Here is a 17,190-nt window from a genome sequence, read left to right on the forward strand (position 1 = left end):
ACGCCCGATGATGCTGAGTGCGCCTCGTCCCCCGACGGCGGCTCTGATAGAGACACGCGAGCGCTCGCAGCGGCGCAGATGCACGCCGGCGCACTCAAGCCGCGTCGTGAAAGATGATCCCGAGCGTCTGTCGATGGCCGGAGTGCAGCCGGCTCACGCCATGCCGCATGTTCACGCGATACGCGCCGCGCGTACCCTGTACGGGCCGGTGATGCACGGCGAACAGCACGGCATCGCCCTTGCGCATCGGCACGACTTCGACGCGCGACTGCATCCGCGGACGCTGTTCCGTCAGCACGAATTCGCCGCCCGTGAAGTCCTTGCCGGGCTCGGACAGCAGGATCGCGAGCTGGATGGGGAAGACGTGCTCGCCGTACAGGTCCTGATGCAGACAATTGAAGTCGCCCGCGGCGTATTGAAGGATCAGCGGCGTTGGACGCAGTTGGCCCGCTTCGTGGCAGCGCCGCAGGAAGGCGGCGTGCGTCGGCGGATAGCGCGCGTCGATGCCTAGCGTCTGGTTCCATCCGTTCGCGATGGGCGCGAGACGTGGATAAATCGCCGTGCGCAACGCGCCGACGACATCGGGCAACGGATAGCCGTAGTACTTGTATTCGCCGCGTCCGAAGCCGTGCCGCGCCATCACGACGCGGCTGCGGTACAGGTCGTCGCGCGCATAGAGAGCGCCGAGCGCGTCGCACTCGTCGGCGCGCAGCAAGCCTTGCAGCATCGCGCAGCCGTGCGCGTCGAGCTCGCCTGCGGCACGCGTCCAGTCGATTGCGTCGATGCGCGGCCCGATCGACTGCGCCGAGGCGATCGCTGGTGCAGGCTCGTCGTTGCGCGTGTCCTTGTGCGCGGGCTTGCGCGCGTCGTTGCCCGGAGGCGAATCGAGGTCGAACAGCGCGGCTTGTGTGTCGAATGAGGCTTCCTGCATGAGCGGCTCCGTGACGGCTTTTGCCATATCCATGCGGCCCAGTCTACGCAGAAGGGCGTCCACGAACACTCCGGGTCTTGCTCTGTTATTCGCCAGCGCTATTTGCCGGTGAGCGGCGCCGGTGCGTCGATGAACCGCATCATCAGATCGGCGTCGTGATATGTGCCGTCGACGCACAGCGAGTCAGGTTCGCATCCGTACACGCGAAAGCCGAGCGATGCATACAGCGCGCGGGCGGAAGCGTTCGCGCTCGTGACGAACAGTGTGATTTGCCGCAGCCCGTCGATCTGCGCGGCGCGCGCGAGCAGTTCCGTCAACAGCGCGCGTCCGATGCCGCGTCCCGCCGCTTCGTCCGCGACGTACATGCCGATCACGAAGCCCTTGTGCCGTTCCTTCTGCCGCGTCTCGCGCACCAGTCCTACCGTGCCGACTAGCGCGCCATCCGTCGACGAAAACGCGCCCAGCAGGAAGTTGCCGAGCGCCTCATGCGTGCCGGCGAGCATTGCGTCGTGCTGCGACGGGCCGCGCTCGACGGCTTCGTCGTAGCTCTGCGCGAACGCGGCGGGATGCGTTTTCAGCCCTCGTAGACGCAGCGCGAAAAACGCGTCGCGATCGGCGGGGCCAAGCTGGCGAATCGAGATGTCCGAAGCCATGCGCGGCTCAGGCGCTAGCGGCGGACGACGCGCGCGCATCCGCGAACTTGCGCAGTGCTTCGCCCGTTTGCGGATCGGCGGGGAAGAAGGCCTCGATCGCCAGTTCCGACAGCGTCACGTCGACGGGCGTGCCGAACACGGTCGTCGTGCTGAAGAACGACAGCACGCCAAGCTCCGTGCGCAGGCGCAGCGGCACGGCGATCTGCTCGAGCGTACAAGCGTGGCTCTCGTCGGCGGGCTCGGCGTTCGGCGGCGTCGGGTAGGCGGCAAGCTCGTCGTAGAGCGCGGCGAGCGTCGAGTCGGCGCTGACGTCGATCTGCCGCTGCAGGCGCGACAGCAGATGCGCGCGCCACGCATGCCAGTTGGCGATCTGCGACGCGATGCCGTCCGGATGCATCGAGAGGCGCAGCGCGTTGACGGGCGCTTCGAGCAGCGCGGGCTTCGCGCTCGTCAGCAACGGCGCGAGCGCGTTGTTTGCGGCGACGATGGTCCAGTGCCGGTCGACGGCCACGGCCGGGAAGGGCTCGTGACCCTTGAGCACGAGATCGACGGCTTCGCGCGCCGCGCCCAGTTGCGGATCGCTCAACTGACGCTCGCGATAGAGCGGCGCGTAGCCGGCCGCGACGAGCAGCGCATTGCGCGAGCGCAGCGGCACGTCGAGCCGCTCGGCGAGATGCATGACCATCTCGCGGCTCGGCAGCGCGCGGCCCGATTCGACGAAGCTCAGATGGCGCGTCGAAATGTCGGCTTCGGAGGCGAGCAGCAACTGGCTCATCCGGCGGCGCTGACGCCATTCGCGCAGCATGTCGCCGACGGTGCGGCTCATCGGGGGGGCGCCGGACGGCGCGCGGAAGGGGGCGGTGATCGTGTCCATGCCGACGATGATAGCCAAAGTGCGCCGCCATTCCATTACCCGGGAGGTAATGAGCCGCCGCGCATGAGCGGCGTTCGAGTCGGGCCTATGGATCAAGATGGCGCGCCCCGATCGCTGACGCGCGCAAAGGCAGTCATACTGGAGACCCTTGCTACCGTTGCGGAGGCGAACATGTGGGACAAGATCGAGCACAACGGACGTGAAGTCTGGGTCCTTCCCGTCACGGCCTATGGGCCGCCCGTGCCGGAGACCGTGTGGCACTACATCGGCTACGTTTGCCGGCATGGCGCGGATGCGCATCTCGAAGGGCAAAGCCAGCGCTTTCAGGAACTCGTCGCGACGTTCCGCAGCGAAGAAGAGGCGCGCGAAGCCGGGTATGACGAGGGCAGGCGGCTCGCTGACGGACTGTCCGGTGTGAAGGGCTAGCGCACCGTCCGCAACGCTTCACATGTTCCCCATCGCACCAGCGCCCCTCAACGACGCTGGTGCCGACCGATCATTACCTCCCGCGTAATCGACTCGCGTACGTTCATCGACGAATCTTCAGTCCGAGGCCGCCGCCAACATGATGCAAGCGGCGCACGTCTCGACCCTCCACCGACTGAAGGAGTTTCTGATGAACGCGCATACCGCACTGATCGACCGTTACTTCGACACCTGGAACGAAACCGACGCCGGCCGCCGCCGCGAGCTGATCGCTGCGACCTGGGCGAAGGACGCCGCTTACGCCGATCCCCTGCTGACGGGCGACGGACACGACGGCATCGACGCGATGATCCGCGCCGTCCATGAGCGCTTTCCTCATCACATGTTTCGCCGCACGACGCAGGTCGACGGTTTCGCGAACCGTCTGCGCTTCTCGTGGGAACTGCTGACGCCGTCGGGGGCTTCGATCGTGAAGGGCTCGGACTTCGGCGTCGTCGATGCGGCCGGGCAGCTGCAGGCCGTCACGGGTTTCCTCGACGAAGCGCCCGGCGTCGCCTGAGGCGTTACCTGAGCGCGCTACCTGAGCGTGCTACCTGAGCGTGCTACCTGAGCGTGCTACCTGAGCGTGCTACCTGAGGCGTTACCTGAGGCGTTACCGTCCGTCCCGCATACACAAGGAGAAAAGTCATGCATGAGCCTGCCGTCACGTCGAGCCCCGCCGCGTATGAACGCATGCAGGACGCAATCGATACGGCATCGGGCGTCATCGCCGGATTCGCGCTGCTCGCGGGCACCCGGGCGTTCACGTTCATCGCGCTCGTTGCGTGGCGCGAGCCCGTGCTCGGCGGCGCGGGGCTCATGCTGCTCGCGCTCGTCGGCTGGATCAGGTGGTGCTGGCGCGGCAACATGTGGACGGCTTAGGGCGTCGCGTACAATCGACCCCTCCGTCCCCTCGCGCAGCGACGCGCTGCGCGCAAGCGCCGCATCATGAATCACGATATCGCCCAACGGCTCGCAGACGCGCAGCAGAAGTTCGCGGCCGGCCAGTTCGACGGAGCCGCTGCGCTGCTGCACGACATCCTGTCGATCGAGCCGGACCACAACGAGGCGCTCGAAGCGCTTGGTTACGTCGCCGCTAAACAGGGCGATTACGCGCGCGCCGCGGACTATGCGATGCGCGCCGCGCTGCCCGCTTCGACGAACGCGCAGCAACTGCATTTCGCCGCGCACCTCTGTCAGATGGCCGGGCGCCATGCGGAAGCCATCGCGCTGTTCGATCGCGTTCTCGCCGCTTATCCCGATCACGCCGAAGCGCTGCACGGCGCGACGATGTCGCTCGTGCAAACGGGCGACCACGAGCGCGCGCTGCAATACCTCGCGCGGCTCACGCAACGCTATCCGCGATCCGCCGAGGCGCACTACAACCGAGGCACGCTGCTCGGCCAGATGGAGCGCCATGAAGAAGAACTCGTGGCCTATCGGCAGGCGATCGCGCTAAAGCCGAATTTCGTGCGCGCGCATGTGAATCTCGGCGTCGCGCTGCGCGATCTGCACCGCTTCGACGAAGCGTTGCAGCAGTTCAAGAAGGCCGTGTCGATCGATACCAACGATGCTGGCGCGCGCACCAACCGCGCGCAGACCAATCTGCTGCTCGGCGAATTCGAACATGGCTGGCGCGAGTACGAATGGCGCTGGCTCGACGGCACGATGAGCCACGACCTGCCCGACTCGACGCTGTGGACGGGCAAGCAGCCGCTCGAATACAAGACCGTGCTCGTGCATTGCGAGCAGGGCTACGGCGATACGCTGCAGTTCATCCGCTTCGTCGACCGCCTGAGCGCGAAAGGCGCGCGGGTCATCGTGCGCGTTCAGGATGCGTTGCTGTCGCTGTTGCACGGCTATCCGGGCGCAGCGGACGTGATCGGCGAAACGGCGCCGCTGCCCGTGTTCGACTACCACATTCCGATGCTGAGTCTCGCGTTCGCGCTGAAGATTCGCGAGGCCCATTTCGTCGGCGAGAGTCCCTACGTTCACGCGGATCAGCAATGGGTCGAGCAGTGGGACGACGTGTTCAGGCAAGGCGGCACCAGGCTGCGCGTCGGTATCGTGTGGTCGGGCAGCCGCACGCATCTGAACGACCGCAACCGTTCGGTTCCGCTTGCGCAACTGTCGCCGCTGTTCGATGCGAACGCGCAGTTCGTCTCGCTGGTGAAGGACGTGCGCGATATCGATCGCGCGGGCATCGACGAACTCGTGCAGCGCGGCGTGTTACGCGACGTGTCCGATCGCCTGACGACGTTCGCGGACACGGCCGCGCTCGTCACGCAACTCGATCTCGTGATCTCCGTCGATACGGCCGTCGCGCATCTTGCCGGCGCGCTCGGCAAGCCCGTGTGGCTCGCGTTGCCGTTCACGCCCGACTGGCGCTGGCAACTGAATCGCGACGACAGTCCGTGGTATCCGCACATGCGCCTCTTCCGTCAGTCGACGCGCAACGACTGGAGCGACGTCGTGCGGAATCTGCAAGCGGCGTTAGAAGCGCGGATTTGAATGAAGCGCCATCGCGGGTCGCGGGCATAAAAAAACGGAGCGCTTCGCGAGTGCTCCGTTCTCATTCATCCATTCATCCATTCATCCATTAACTTAGGCAAACGCGTTAGCCCATCTTCACGTCGATGCGCCGGGGCTGCGCCTGCTCGCGTCGCGGAATGACGAGCTTCAGCACGCCGTCCTTCAGATTCGCTTCGATCTTCGATGTGTCGAAGTCGTCACTGATCGTGAAGCGCCGCGCGAAGAACGGTGCGCGCACTTCAGCGTGCGAGAGCCGCACGTTCGCGGACACGGGCACCGTCGATTCGCCTTCGATCGTCAGACTGCCGTCATGCACGCGCACGTCGAGCTTGTCCTTCGACACGCCGGGCAGATCGGCCCACAGCGTCACGGCCTTTCTGTCCTCGACGATATCGACGGGCGGCGTCAGCGTCACGCGGCGTTCCTGCTCGCGCGTGCCGTCGCGGGTCATTGCGCTGTCGTCGCGCTGGGTCACTTGAGTGTTGTCGCTCATGATTTCACCTCGCTTATTGAACCGTGATCGCGCGCGGCTTCGACGCTTCGCGCTTGCCAACCGTGATCAGCAGACAGCCGTCGGCGTAGCGCGCCTGCACGTTGTCGGGGTCCGCGTGCTGCGGCAACTCGACGACGCGGCGGAACGTGCCGTTGAAGCGCTCCTGCGCATACGCGCGGGCGCCTTCGTCCGACGCGGCGCGCGTCGACGGACGCTCGCCTGCGATTGTCAGAAGGCCCTTGTCGATCGACAGTTCGAGCTTCGACGAATCGATGCCGGGCGCGAACGCGACGATCTCGATCGCGTCGTCGGTCACGCCGATATTGAGGCTCGGAAACGCACCCGGACGGCTCGAACGGATGCTGGACGGAAACGCGCCAAAGCGGCTCGACATGTGCCGCTGCAAGCGGTCGAGTTCGGCGAACAGGTCGGTTCCGAAGTAATAGCCACTCATGATCGCTCTCTCCTCTGAGCGGCAAGACAATCCGGGCTGAGTGTGCCTGTCGTGCCGCGACGAACGAAGTGGATAAACGCAGTGCCCGTCACGTCGACGCGGCGTCTGCCTGCTGATCGATAAATAGGAAGCCTCTGCAAATTTTCAAGCGCGATTTCCGCAAAAATCAGGCCCTTGAAAAGCGCATTGGGCGGCCTCATCTGGCGGCGCCTCGGCTGCTATGAATTTCGTTTTCGAAGCCGGTTGCTCTGGTTTTACCGACTCTTCAAAGATCGTTGATTCCGATGTCTCGTTCCTGCGGCAATGCGGACGCGCTGCGCGCACTTCCGCGTTTCTATTGGTCGAAACTGATCTGGAGGCCAACGGGCGAGTGTCCCATCAATTGACGACTACCGTCTCGCCGCAGGCCGTCGCGATGCGCGGCGCGGACGCAAGCCCGTTCGCTGCACCGCGCTGAACGGCGAAGTGGAGCGCGAGGTCGAGTGCCCGATCTATGAGCGGCGTTCCAGTACGTGCCGCGAGTTCGAATTGGGCGCGGACGAATGCAACTACCGCGCGCCGCATCACAGACTGCCCGCGATTAAAAGCGCCGTAGCCTGATCACGGCCGGGCCGATTAACGGGTCTGCCGCCCGCGCTGTTTATCCCCGCTGTTATCGCGTCCGTTATGCGGCCCGCGCGCGGCACGCATTTCTCACTATCCAGGCAGCACGCTTGCCCTGGTGAAAACACCAACCTCTTGCTCCGAGGACAGCCGAAGCGGCGCCGGTCGGCGCTTTCGCCGCTTTGCGCGACATTTCCCCTATCCGTCGCGCGTGGAAACAATCATAACGACACTTGTTAGAATCCTATCAAACGATGTACGATGCCTGCGAATAAACCATCAGCCGTTGCTGTGCATTGCACAAACCTGCGGACGTCTCATGCCTGAACTTTCTATGCCTTCGTCGGTGGTCGCGTTGCGGCGCGCAGCCCGCGTTCATCCCGTACGCAATCCCGGCGTGCCTTTCGATCTTTCTTGGCTCGACGGCCTGCGCGTGAACCAGTCGGCCGTCGAGCGCCGCACGGCGACGCTCAACGCTCGACGCACCGTGAAGAAGGATGCGCAGGCCGCGTGGCTGCTGAAGGCCGTCACCTGCATCGACCTCACGACGCTCAACGGCGACGACACGGAAGGCCGCGTGCGCCGTCTCTGCGCAAAAGCGAAGCAGCCCGTGCGCGACGACATTCTCGCGGCGCTAGGCGTGCCGCCGCGCAGCATCACGACGGGCGCCGTGTGCGTGTATCACCGCTATGTTGCCGCCGCCGTCGATGCACTCGCGCGCAGCGGCATCCCTGTGGCCGCCGTGTCGACGGGCTTTCCAGCAGGCCTCGTTCCGCATCCTTTGAAACTGAAGGAGATCGAGGCATCGGTGGCCCACGGCGCGCAGGAAATCGACATCGTCGTCACGCGCGAGCATGTGCTGACGGGCAACTGGCAGGCGCTGTACGACGAAGTGCGCGACTTTCGCGCCGCGTGCGGCGAAGCGCATCTGAAAGCGATTCTCGCGACGGGCGATATCCAGACGCTGTCGAAAGTTGCACGCGCATCGATGGTCTGCATGATGGCGGGTGCCGATTTCATCAAGACGTCGACGGGCAAGGAAGGCGTGAATGCCACGCTCGACGTGTCGCTCGTGATGGCGCGCATGATCCGCGAATACCACGCGCGCACGGGCGTTCTGATCGGCTTCAAGCCCGCTGGCGGCGTATCGGATGCGAAGACGGCGCTGTCGTATCAGATCCTGATGAAAGAAGAGCTGGGCCGTCCGTGGCTCGAACCCGAACTGTTCCGAATCGGCGCATCGAGCCTTCTCGCCGATATCGAACGCCAGTTGGAGCATCACGCGACTGGCCGTTACTCCGCCTTCAACCGTCACCCTGTAGCCTGAGCAGACTGATCCCATGAGCGTAGCCGAGTATTTTTCTTCGATGGAGTACGGTCCCGCAATCGAGGACGATCAGCCCGCGCGCGCGTGGCTCGCGCAGCACGACGCGACGTTCGGTCATTTCATCGATGGTGGATGGCGCGCGCCCGCTGCGAGCGAGCGCTTCGCGACGCATGAGCCCGCGACGGGCGAACTGCTCGCGCATGTCGCGCAAGGCGACGCCACCGACATCGACGCCGCCGTCGCCGCCGCGCGCGCCGCGCAGCCCGCGTGGTCCGCGCTTGGCGGCGCGGGACGCGCGCGGCATCTGTATGCGCTGTCGCGGATGGTGCAGCGTCACAGCCGTCTCTTTGCCGTGCTCGAAGCGCTCGACAACGGCAAGCCGATCCGCGAGACGCGCGATATCGACATTCCGCTCGTCGCGCGGCACTTTCTGCATCACGCGGGCTGGGCGCAGTTGCAGGACAGCGAATTCGCGAGCTTCGCGCCGCTTGGCGTGATCGGCCAGATCGTGCCGTGGAATTTCCCGCTGCTGATGCTCGCGTGGAAGATCGCGCCGGCGATCGCGACGGGTAACTGTGTCGTGCTGAAGCCCGCCGAATACACGCCGCTCACGGCGCTGCTGTTCGCCGAACTCGCGCATCGCGCGGGTCTGCCGAAGGGCGTGCTGAACGTCGTCACGGGCGACGGGCGCACGGGCGCGGCGCTCGTCGATCATCCCGGCGTCGACAAGATCGCGTTCACGGGCTCGACGGAAGTGGGCCGGCTGATTCACGCGGCTACGGCGGGTTCGGGCAAATCGCTGACGCTCGAACTGGGCGGCAAGTCGCCGTTCATCGTGTTCGACGATGCGGACCTCGATGGCGCCGTCGAGGGCGTCGTCGACGCGATCTGGTTCAACCAGGGGCAGGTGTGCTGCGCGGGCTCGCGTCTGCTGGTGCAGGAGGGCGTCGAGGCGCGCTTCATCGACAAGCTCAAGCGCCGCATGGCGACGCTGCGGGTCGGGCCATCGCTCGACAAGTGCACCGATATCGGCGCGATCGTCGACAAGGTTCAGCTCGAGCGCATCGAAGCGCTGGTCGAAGCGGGCCGCCGCGAAGGTTGCGCGATCTACCAGTCGCCGGAGGCGGATCACGGCGGCGTGCCCGCCGGCGGCTGCTTCTATCCGCCGACGCTCGTCACGGGCGTCGCGCCCGCGTCGACGCTCGCGCAGGAAGAAATCTTCGGCCCCGTGCTCGTCACGATGACGTTCCGCACGCCCGACGAAGCCGTCGCGCTCGCGAACAACACGCGCTATGGGCTCGCGGCGAGCATCTGGAGCGAGACGATCGGCCGCGCGCTCGACATCGCGCCGCGTCTCGCGTGCGGCGTCGTGTGGGTCAACGCGACGAATCTGTTCGACGCGGCGGTCGGCTTCGGCGGCTATCGCGAGTCGGGCTATGGACGCGAAGGCGGTCGCGAAGGCATCTACGAGTACGTGAAGCCGACGGCGTGGCTCGCGCTCGAAGAACGGCGGCCCGTGCAGCGTGTGCGCGATCCGTCGCAGGCGCATGACGCGTTGCATCACGAGTCGAATCAGGCGGACGCCTTCGCGATCGACCGCACGGCGAAGCTTTTTATCGGCGGCAAGCAGGCGCGGCCCGACAGCGGCTATTCGCTGCCCGTCTACGGACCCGATGGCGCCGTCGTCGGCGAAGTCGGCGACGGCAATCGCAAGGACATTCGCAACGCCGTCGCGGCGGCGCGAGGCGCGCAGAAGTGGTCGCAGGCGAGCGCGCACAACCGCGCGCAGGTGCTGTACTACCTCGCCGAAAATCTTGCGGTGCGCGCGCATGAATTCGCGCATCAGCTCGCCGTTCGCACGGCCGCCGGCGAAACGGCCGCGCGCCGTGAAGTGGACGCCTCGGTGACGCGCCTCTTCACGTACGCCGCGTGGGCCGACAAGTTCGACGGCGCGGTGCATGCGCCGCCGTTGCGCGGCGTTGCGCTCGCGATGAACGAGCCGCTCGGCGTGATCGGCATCGCGTGCCCGGACGAGGCGCCGCTGCTGTCGTTCATCTCGCTGGTGGCGCCCGCGCTCGCGATGGGCAATCGCGTCGTCGTCTTGCCGAGTTCGTCGAGTCCGCTTACAGTGACCGACTTCTATCAGGTCGTCGAGACGTCGGACGTGCCCGCGGGCGTGCTCAACATCGTGACGGGCGAACGCGGCCCGCTGCTGTCGGCGCTCGCGAAGCACGACGATGTCGATGCGCTGTGGTGCTTCGGCCTCGCGAACGATTCGGCGCTGGCCGAACGCGAGTCGGTCGGCAACCTGAAGCGCACGTTCGTCGATCATGGCCGCGCGTTCGACTGGTTCGACGCATCGAGCGAAGGCCCGGCGTTCCTGCGGCAGGCAACACAAGTGAAAAACATCTGGATACCGTACGGCGACTGACCGCTTGCCAATCGTTTCCTGATCGCTAGACAAAGCGACAGCGCGCCAACCGAAAACGGAGGAGACAACGTGCTGAAGAATCTGGACCCGCTGTTGAACGCCGATGTGCTGCACGCGCTGCGCGCGATGGGCCACGGCGATGAAGTCGTGATCTGCGACGCGAATTTCCCGGGCGACTCCGTTGCGCGCGAAACCGTCACGGGCAAGCTGCTGCGGCTCGATGGCGTCGATGCGCCGCGCGCGATTCGCGCCGTGCTTTCCGTGCTGCCGCTCGATACGTTCGTTGACGATCCGGCGCTGCGCATGGAAGTGGTCGGCGAGCCGAACACCATTCCCGCCGTGCAGCGCGAAGCGCAAGCCGAAGTGAACAACGCGGAAGGGCGCGACGTGCCGTTGGTCGGCATCGAGCGCTTTGCGTTCTATGCGCGCGCGAAGAAAGCGTACTGCGTGATCGCGACGGGCGAGCAGCGCGGCTACGGCTGCTTCGTGTTCAAGAAGGGCGTGCTGCTCGCCCCGGACGCTCCAAGGGAATAACGCCGATGGCCACGCAACAGAAACAAGGGCGCGTCGTCATTCTCGGCATCTACGTGACCGATCTCACGTTCCGCGCGGACCGCATGCCGCTGATCGGCGAAACGATTGCGGGTTCCGCGTTCAAGATGGGCCCGGGCGGCAAGGGCTCGAATCAGGCCGTCGCGGCGGCGCGCGCGGGCGCCGACGTCGTGTTCTGCACGCGCATTGGCAACGACGCGTTCGGCGCGATTGCCCGTTCGACGTGGGACGCCGAAGGCATCACGGCGCGCGCGTCGGTGATCGAAGGCGCATCGACGGGCGCGGCCCACATCTTTGTCGACGACATCACCGGCAAGAACGCGATCATCGTCGCGTCGGGCGCGGCGGGAACGATGAACGCGAGCGACGTCGACGCAATCGAAAAAGACATCGCGTCGGCGCGCGTGTTCGTCACGCAGCTGGAGCAGCCCGTCGCCGCCGCGCGGCGCGGGCTCGAGGTCGCGCGCAGGCACGGCGTGACGACGGTGTTCAATCCCGCGCCCGCGCTGCCCCTCGACGACAGCATTTTTCCGCTGTGCGATTACATCACGCCGAACGAAACGGAGACAGCCGCGCTGACGGGCATCGAGGTCAGCAACGTCGACGACGCGCGCCGCGCCGCCGACGTGCTGCTGGAAAAGGGCGTGCGCAACGTGATCGTGACGCTCGGCGAAGCGGGCGCCTTGCTGCATTCGGCTGAACAGTCGGTGTTCGTGCCGGCGTTCCAGTGCGGACGCGTGGTGGAAACGGCGGGCGCCGGCGACGGCTTTACGGGCGGCTTCGCGGCGGCGCTCGCGCGCGGCGCGGATGCCGTCGAGGCGACGCGCTTCGGCTGCGCGCTCGCGGGCATTTCGGTGACGCGCGCGGGCACCGCGCCGTCGATGCCGATGCTCGCGGAAGTCAACGCCGTGCTCGCGCAGTCGCGCGATCCGCTTTCAACGCATTGAGCGAGCGCGCCGCTTGCCGCGGCGCGCAGTCTGAAGGAGTTCGTTTCGACATGAAGTCCTCGCTTTTCACTGGCCTCTTTCGCGACCGGCAACTGAACTTTCTGCTCGCCGTCAACGTGCTCGTCGTGCTCGTCGCGACATGGGTATCGCAAGGCCAGTTCGTCTCGCTCGACAACCTTCAGTCGATGGGCGGGCAGTTGCCCGAACTCGGGCTGCTCGCGCTCGGCATCATGCTGTCGATGGTGTCGGGCAACGGCGGCATCGACCTGTCGGGTGTCGGGCTCGCGAACCTGTCGGGCATGGTCGCGGCGCTGATCGTGCCGAAGTTCGTCAGCGGCGACGACTCGCCGATGCTCTACACCAGTGCGTTCTGCGCGATCGTCGCGTGCATGGGGCTGATCGGCGGCTTTCTGAACGGCGTCGTGATCGCGCGGCTGCGCCTGACGCCCATTCTTTGCACGCTCGGTACGCAACTGCTGTTCACGGGCTGCGCGGTCGTGCTCAGCAACGGCGCGTCGGTGCACGTCGATTATGTCGAGCCGCTGTCGGATATCGGCAACGGCACATGGTTTCAGGTGCCCGTTTCGTTCGTGATCTTCATCGCGGCCGTCGTCGTGCTCGGCTGGTTGCTGCGGCGCAGCCCGTTCGGCTTGCGCCTGTACCTGATGGGCACCAACCCGAAGGCCGCGTTCTATACGGGCATTCCACGCGCGCGGATGCTCATTCTCACGTACACGATGTGCGGCGTGCTCGCGTCGTTCGCGGGACTGATCAGCGTCACGCATACGTCGAGCGCGAAGTGGGATTACGGCAATTCGTATCTGCTGATCGCGATCCTGATCGCCGTGATGGGCGGCGTGAATCCGGCAGGCGGCTATGGCCGCATCATCTGCGTGTTTTTCGCGGCCACGGTTTTGCAGTTCCTGTCGAGCCTGTTCAATCTGCTCGGCGTTTCGCAGTTTTTCGGCGATTGCGCGTGGGGTTTTCTGCTGCTGCTGTCGCTCGCGTTTGCAGGCGGCGAGCGGGTGCGCGCGATCTTCGGCTTCGCGCAGCCGAACCAGAGGCGTTAGCGCGGCATGACCGGTTCAAGCGGACATCGGAGCCCTGGATATCCGCCGGCGTGCATACGCAGATGAAGGGGCGACATGGATGGACATCGATCGACCAAAGACAAAGGAGACAAACGCAATGAAACTGACTCGACTGAGCGCCGCCCTCGCTGCCGGCGCACTCGCGGTGGGCGTGATCGCCGCCGCGCAGGCCGCGACCAACGAAACGATCGTCACCGTCGTCAAGGTGACGGGCATCAACTGGTTCAACCGGATGGACGAGGGCGTCAAGCAGTTTGCGAAGGACAACCCCGGCGTGCAGGCGTATCAGACGGGCCCGGGTCGCGCCGACGCCGCGCAGCAGCTGAAGATCATCGAAGACCTGATCGCGAAGAAAGTGACGGCGATCGCGGTCGTGCCGTACGACCCGCCGACGCTCGAACCGGCGCTGAAGAAAGCAATGGATCGCGGCATCAAGGTCGTCACGCACGAAGCGGACAACGCGAAGAACACGATGGTCGACATCGAGGCGTTCGATAACAGCGCGTACGGCGCAGGCCTGAACGAGCGCCTCGCATCGTGCATGCACGACGACGGCAAGTGGGCCGTGCTGGTCGGCTCGCTAGGCAGCCGCTCGCAGGTGCAGTGGGCCGACGGCGGCATCAACAACGCAAAGGCCAAATACCCGAAGATGAATCTCGTCGAGCCGAAGCTCGAAACGAACAACGACGGCGAGAAGGCCTATGAAGTCGCGAAGGAAGTGCTGCGCAAGCATCCCGATCTGAAGGGCTTCCAGGGCTCGTCGTCGCTGGATGTGATCGGCATCGGACGCGCCGTCGAGGAAGCGGGCATGCAGGGCAAGATCTGCGTGTACGGCACGGGCCTGCCGACTGAAGCGGGCAAGTTCCTCGAAAGCGGTGCGGTGAACGGCATCGCGTTCTGGGACCCGAAGCTCGCGGGCATCGCGATGAACAAGGTGGCGCAGATGCTGGTCGACGGCAAGACCGTGCAGAACGGCGCCGATCTCGGCATTCCGGGCTATACGAAAGTGACGGTCGAGAAGGGGCCGGGCAAGGGCATCATCGTGCGCGGCCAGGGCTGGGTGAACGTCGACAAGTCGAACTACAAGCAATACAACTTCTAAGCGCGGCATGACCGCGTGCCGGCTGTCGAACGAACGCCGGCACGCGGCGACATTCATCTGGAGCACGGCTTTCGGCATGAATCAAAACGTTTCCTCCACGCCGTTTTTGCAGGTGGTCGGCGTACATAAGCGGTTCACGGGCGTGCATGCGCTGCGCGGCGTGAGCCTTTCGTTCGAGCGCGGACAGATCTATCACCTGCTCGGCGAAAACGGCTGCGGCAAGAGCACGCTCATCAAGATCATCTCCGGCGCGCAGCCGCCCGATGAAGGCGAGCTGATCATTGAAGGCGTGCATCATGCGCGGCTGTCGGCGCTCGAATCGCTGGCAGCGGGCATCGAGACGGTCTATCAGGACCTGTCGCTGCTGCCGAACATGAGCGTCGCGGAAAACGTCGCGCTGACGTCCGAGCTTGCCGAGCACAACGGACGTCTCACGCGCACGTTCGACCGCAAGGCGCTCGCGCGCACGGCGGCGAAAGCGCTCGAAGCCGTTGGCCTGCCCGGCGATGCGGAGTTCCAGTCGACGCTAATCGAGCAACTGCCGCTCGCGACGCGTCAACTCGTGGCGATTGCGCGCGCGATCGCGAGCGAAGCGAAGTTCGTCATCATGGACGAGCCGACCACGTCGCTTACGCAGAAAGAAGTGGACAACCTGATCGCCGTGCTCGGCAATCTGCGCGCGCAAGGCGTGACCGTGCTGTTCGTGAGCCACAAGCTCGACGAATGCTATGCGATCGGCGGCGAAGTGATCGTGCTGCGCGATGGTCAGAAGATGGCGCAAGGCCCTATCGGCGATTACACGAAAGCGCAGATCAGCGAGTTGATGACGGGGCGGCATCTATCGAACGAGCGCTATCGCGATGGCGCAGTCGGCAACGAAGTCGTGCTCGACGTGCTGGGCTTCACCCGTGGCGCGCAGTTTCGCGATGTGTCGTTCAAGCTGCATCGCGGCGAGATTCTCGGCGTGACGGGTCTGCTCGACTCGGGCCGCAACGAACTTGCGCGCGCGCTCGCGGGTGTCGCGCCCGCCGAGAGCGGCAAGGTCACGCTCGACGGCAAGGTCGTGGCATTGCGCACGCCGTCGGATGCGAAGGATCATCGCATCGGCTATGTGCCCGAAGACCGCCTGAACGAAGGGCTCTTTCTCGACAAGCCGATTCGCGACAACGTGATCACCGCGATGATCGCGAGCCTGCGCGACCGCTTCGGCCAGATCGACCGTACGCGCGCGCAACAGCTTGCGGAGCAGACGGTGAAGGACTTGCAGATTGCGACACCCGGCGTCGACAAGCCGGTGCAGTCGCTGTCGGGCGGCAACCAGCAGCGCGTGCTGATTGGCCGCTGGCTCGCGATCGATCCGCGCGTGCTGATACTGCATGGGCCGACCGTGGGCGTCGATGTCGGCTCGAAGGACATCATCTACCGGATCATGCAGAAGCTTTCGCAGCGCGGCATCGGCATCATTCTGATCAGCGATGACCTGCCCGAGCTGCTGCAGAATTGCGACCGCATCTTGATGATGAAGAAAGGCCGCGTGGCGAGCCAGTATCGCGCGGACCAGTTGAACGAAGCCGAGCTGTATCACGCTCTGTTGTCAGAGGCTGCATGAGATGCCGTCTATCATGAACCGGACCATGACTACCCCCAACGTCGTCGAAATCGCGCCCGAGGTCAAGCCGCCGACATGGCGCGCGAAGCTCTCGCGCAATCCGGAGTGGTTCACCGTGGCGCTGATCGTCGGGATGTGCGTGATCGTCGGCGCGATCAACCCGCGCTTCTTCCAGCTCGCCACGCTGTTCGATCTGCTGCATTCGGCGACGACGATGTCGCTGTTCGCGCTCGGCACGCTCGTCGTGCTGGCGTCGGGCGGCATCGACGTGTCGTTCACGGCGATCGGCGCGCTGACGATGTATGCGATTACGAAGGCAGTGTTCGCATGGTGGCCCGATGAGCCGTTCGCGCTGATCCTGGTTGCGGGCGCAGTGGGCGGCATCGTGCTCGGCGTGATCAACGGCGTGCTCGTGCATCGGTTGAGGGCGCCTTCGCTGATCGTGACGATCGGCACGCAGTATCTGTATCGCGGCATCCTGCTGACGTTCATCGGCACGACGTTCTTCATGAACATTCCACACAGCATGGACCACTTCGGGCGCATTCCGCTCTTCTTCTATCACACGGCGGACGGCTTGCGCGCGGTATTGCCCGCGTCGGTGCTCGCGCTCGTGATCGCGGCTGTCGTCACGTGGTGGCTGCTGAACCGCACGATGATGGGACGCGGCGTCTATGCGATGGGCGGCAGTCTCGCGATTGCCGAGCGCCTCGGCTACAACCTGCGCGCGATTCACCTGTTCGTGTTCGGCTATACGGGGATGCTCGCGGGCATCGCGGGCATTCTGCACGTGTCGAACAACCGGCTCGCGAATCCGTTCGATCTCGTCGGTACGGAGCTCGATGTGATCGCGGCCGTGATACTCGGCGGCGCGCGCATCACGGGCGGGACGGGCACGGTAGCGGGCACGCTGCTCGGCGTCGTGCTGGTGACGCTGATTAACAGCGTGTTGATTCTTGTCGGCGTGCCGAGCACGTGGCAGAAGGTGATCATTGGCGCGTTCATTCTGATCGCGGGGACGTTGTTTGCTTTGCAGCGCAGGGGTTAGTTTTTTGTCTGCGACGCTTTTGGTTGTTTTGCCTTTGCGCCGGCATCCGCGATGCGCCTACCGGCGCGGGCGTTGCCC

17 protein-coding genes are annotated in these 17,190 nt (G+C 65.2%); 12 read left to right on the forward strand and 5 right to left on the reverse strand.

The window, feature by feature from the left end; translation table 11 throughout:
* Nucleotides 1-94: 94 nt before the first annotated feature.
* From BN2476_RS25595 to BN2476_RS25605, 3 genes are all read right to left on the reverse strand, one after another.
* Nucleotides 95-931, reverse strand: coding sequence for a 2OG-Fe(II) oxygenase (locus BN2476_RS25595; RefSeq protein ID WP_087737080.1), 837 nt, complete (start codon nucleotides 929-931; stop codon nucleotides 95-97).
* Nucleotides 932-1,029: 98 nt separating this feature from the next.
* Nucleotides 1,030-1,584, reverse strand: coding sequence for a GNAT family N-acetyltransferase (locus BN2476_RS25600; protein WP_087737081.1), 555 nt, complete (start codon nucleotides 1,582-1,584; stop codon nucleotides 1,030-1,032).
* Between the two features lie 7 nt (nucleotides 1,585-1,591).
* On the reverse strand, nucleotides 1,592-2,458 hold the full coding sequence (locus BN2476_RS25605; RefSeq protein WP_438942901.1) for a helix-turn-helix domain-containing protein: 867 nt from the start codon (nucleotides 2,456-2,458) through the stop codon (nucleotides 1,592-1,594).
* 87 nt (nucleotides 2,459-2,545) lie between these two features.
* Between BN2476_RS25605 and BN2476_RS25610 the strand changes: the two genes are divergently transcribed.
* From BN2476_RS25610 to BN2476_RS25625, 4 genes are all read left to right on the forward strand, one after another.
* The gene (locus tag BN2476_RS25610) at nucleotides 2,546-2,884 is read left to right on the forward strand and encodes a hypothetical protein (protein ID WP_235850962.1); all 339 of its coding nucleotides are present in this window, start codon (nucleotides 2,546-2,548) and stop codon (nucleotides 2,882-2,884) included.
* A gap of 190 nt (nucleotides 2,885-3,074) precedes the next feature.
* Complete coding sequence (locus BN2476_RS25615) at nucleotides 3,075-3,443, forward strand: nuclear transport factor 2 family protein (RefSeq protein ID WP_087737083.1); 369 nt, start codon at nucleotides 3,075-3,077, stop codon at nucleotides 3,441-3,443.
* 128 nt (nucleotides 3,444-3,571) lie between these two features.
* Nucleotides 3,572-3,805 (forward strand): hypothetical protein, encoded by a 234-nt coding sequence (locus BN2476_RS25620; protein ID WP_087736959.1) that lies wholly within the window; start codon nucleotides 3,572-3,574, stop codon nucleotides 3,803-3,805.
* 66 nt (nucleotides 3,806-3,871) lie between these two features.
* Complete coding sequence (locus BN2476_RS25625; RefSeq protein WP_087736960.1) at nucleotides 3,872-5,434, forward strand: tetratricopeptide repeat protein; 1,563 nt, start codon at nucleotides 3,872-3,874, stop codon at nucleotides 5,432-5,434.
* Nucleotides 5,435-5,540: 106 nt separating this feature from the next.
* Here the strand turns inward: BN2476_RS25625 and BN2476_RS25630 are convergent, their stop codons facing one another.
* Both BN2476_RS25630 and BN2476_RS25635 read right to left on the reverse strand, forming a co-directional pair.
* The gene (locus BN2476_RS25630; RefSeq protein ID WP_087736961.1) at nucleotides 5,541-5,948 is read right to left on the reverse strand and encodes an Hsp20/alpha crystallin family protein; all 408 of its coding nucleotides are present in this window, start codon (nucleotides 5,946-5,948) and stop codon (nucleotides 5,541-5,543) included.
* Nucleotides 5,949-5,961: 13 nt separating this feature from the next.
* Complete coding sequence (locus tag BN2476_RS25635) at nucleotides 5,962-6,402, reverse strand: Hsp20/alpha crystallin family protein (protein ID WP_087736962.1); 441 nt, start codon at nucleotides 6,400-6,402, stop codon at nucleotides 5,962-5,964.
* Between the two features lie 922 nt (nucleotides 6,403-7,324).
* Between BN2476_RS25635 and deoC the strand changes: the two genes are divergently transcribed.
* The 8 genes from deoC to BN2476_RS25680 all read left to right on the forward strand — a co-directional run bounded on the left by deoC (nucleotide 7,325) and on the right by BN2476_RS25680 (nucleotide 17,112).
* Entirely contained in the window at nucleotides 7,325-8,332 is a 1,008-nt protein-coding gene (gene deoC / locus BN2476_RS25645; protein ID WP_087736963.1) for a deoxyribose-phosphate aldolase, read from the forward strand.
* Nucleotides 8,333-8,345: 13 nt separating this feature from the next.
* A complete protein-coding gene (locus tag BN2476_RS25650) occupies nucleotides 8,346-10,763 on the forward strand; it encodes an aldehyde dehydrogenase family protein (protein ID WP_087736964.1) in 2,418 nt (805 codons plus the stop codon).
* Between the two features lie 69 nt (nucleotides 10,764-10,832).
* Nucleotides 10,833-11,297 carry an RbsD/FucU family protein gene (locus tag BN2476_RS25655; protein WP_087736965.1) on the forward strand — a complete coding sequence of 155 codons (465 nt, stop codon included), beginning with the start codon at nucleotides 10,833-10,835 and terminating at the stop codon, nucleotides 11,295-11,297.
* 5 nt (nucleotides 11,298-11,302) lie between these two features.
* Complete coding sequence (gene rbsK / locus BN2476_RS25660) at nucleotides 11,303-12,262, forward strand: ribokinase (RefSeq protein ID WP_087736966.1); 960 nt, start codon at nucleotides 11,303-11,305, stop codon at nucleotides 12,260-12,262.
* Nucleotides 12,263-12,312: 50 nt separating this feature from the next.
* Nucleotides 12,313-13,332 carry an ABC transporter permease gene (locus tag BN2476_RS25665; RefSeq protein WP_087736967.1) on the forward strand — a complete coding sequence of 340 codons (1,020 nt, stop codon included), beginning with the start codon at nucleotides 12,313-12,315 and terminating at the stop codon, nucleotides 13,330-13,332.
* A 118-nt stretch (nucleotides 13,333-13,450) separates the two neighbouring features.
* Nucleotides 13,451-14,455, forward strand: coding sequence for an autoinducer 2 ABC transporter substrate-binding protein (locus BN2476_RS25670; RefSeq protein WP_087736968.1), 1,005 nt, complete (start codon nucleotides 13,451-13,453; stop codon nucleotides 14,453-14,455).
* A gap of 76 nt (nucleotides 14,456-14,531) precedes the next feature.
* Nucleotides 14,532-16,064, forward strand: coding sequence for a sugar ABC transporter ATP-binding protein (locus tag BN2476_RS25675; protein WP_087737084.1), 1,533 nt, complete (start codon nucleotides 14,532-14,534; stop codon nucleotides 16,062-16,064).
* A 1-nt stretch (nucleotide 16,065) separates the two neighbouring features.
* On the forward strand, nucleotides 16,066-17,112 hold the full coding sequence (locus BN2476_RS25680) for an ABC transporter permease (RefSeq protein ID WP_087736969.1): 1,047 nt from the start codon (nucleotides 16,066-16,068) through the stop codon (nucleotides 17,110-17,112).
* The last annotated feature ends 78 nt before the right edge of the window (nucleotides 17,113-17,190 follow it).

It is taken from the genome of Paraburkholderia piptadeniae (genome assembly GCF_900007165.1).
GTDB lineage: Bacteria > Pseudomonadota > Gammaproteobacteria > Burkholderiales > Burkholderiaceae > Paraburkholderia > Paraburkholderia piptadeniae.

Excerpts from the sequence above, each read along its gene's own strand:
- BN2476_RS25595 (WP_087737080.1), bottom strand. The coding sequence starts at position 931 with ATGCAGGAAGCCTCATTCGACACACAAGCCGCGCTGTTCGACCTCGAT.
- BN2476_RS25600 (WP_087737081.1), bottom strand. The coding sequence starts at position 1,584 with ATGGCTTCGGACATCTCGATTCGCCAGCTTGGCCCCGCCGATCGCGAC.
- BN2476_RS25605 (WP_438942901.1), bottom strand. The coding sequence starts at position 2,458 with ATGGACACGATCACCGCCCCCTTCCGCGCGCCGTCCGGCGCCCCCCCG.
- BN2476_RS25610 (WP_235850962.1), top strand. The coding sequence starts at position 2,546 with ATGGATCAAGATGGCGCGCCCCGATCGCTGACGCGCGCAAAGGCAGTC.
- BN2476_RS25615 (WP_087737083.1), top strand. The coding sequence starts at position 3,075 with ATGAACGCGCATACCGCACTGATCGACCGTTACTTCGACACCTGGAAC.
- BN2476_RS25620 (WP_087736959.1), top strand. The coding sequence starts at position 3,572 with ATGCATGAGCCTGCCGTCACGTCGAGCCCCGCCGCGTATGAACGCATG.
- BN2476_RS25625 (WP_087736960.1), top strand. The coding sequence starts at position 3,872 with ATGAATCACGATATCGCCCAACGGCTCGCAGACGCGCAGCAGAAGTTC.
- BN2476_RS25630 (WP_087736961.1), bottom strand. The coding sequence starts at position 5,948 with ATGAGCGACAACACTCAAGTGACCCAGCGCGACGACAGCGCAATGACC.
- BN2476_RS25635 (WP_087736962.1), bottom strand. The coding sequence starts at position 6,402 with ATGAGTGGCTATTACTTCGGAACCGACCTGTTCGCCGAACTCGACCGC.
- deoC (WP_087736963.1), top strand. The coding sequence starts at position 7,325 with ATGCCTGAACTTTCTATGCCTTCGTCGGTGGTCGCGTTGCGGCGCGCA.
- BN2476_RS25650 (WP_087736964.1), top strand. The coding sequence starts at position 8,346 with ATGAGCGTAGCCGAGTATTTTTCTTCGATGGAGTACGGTCCCGCAATC.
- rbsK (WP_087736966.1), top strand. The coding sequence starts at position 11,303 with ATGGCCACGCAACAGAAACAAGGGCGCGTCGTCATTCTCGGCATCTAC.
- BN2476_RS25665 (WP_087736967.1), top strand. The coding sequence starts at position 12,313 with ATGAAGTCCTCGCTTTTCACTGGCCTCTTTCGCGACCGGCAACTGAAC.
- BN2476_RS25670 (WP_087736968.1), top strand. The coding sequence starts at position 13,451 with ATGAAACTGACTCGACTGAGCGCCGCCCTCGCTGCCGGCGCACTCGCG.
- BN2476_RS25675 (WP_087737084.1), top strand. The coding sequence starts at position 14,532 with ATGAATCAAAACGTTTCCTCCACGCCGTTTTTGCAGGTGGTCGGCGTA.
- BN2476_RS25680 (WP_087736969.1), top strand. The coding sequence starts at position 16,066 with ATGCCGTCTATCATGAACCGGACCATGACTACCCCCAACGTCGTCGAA.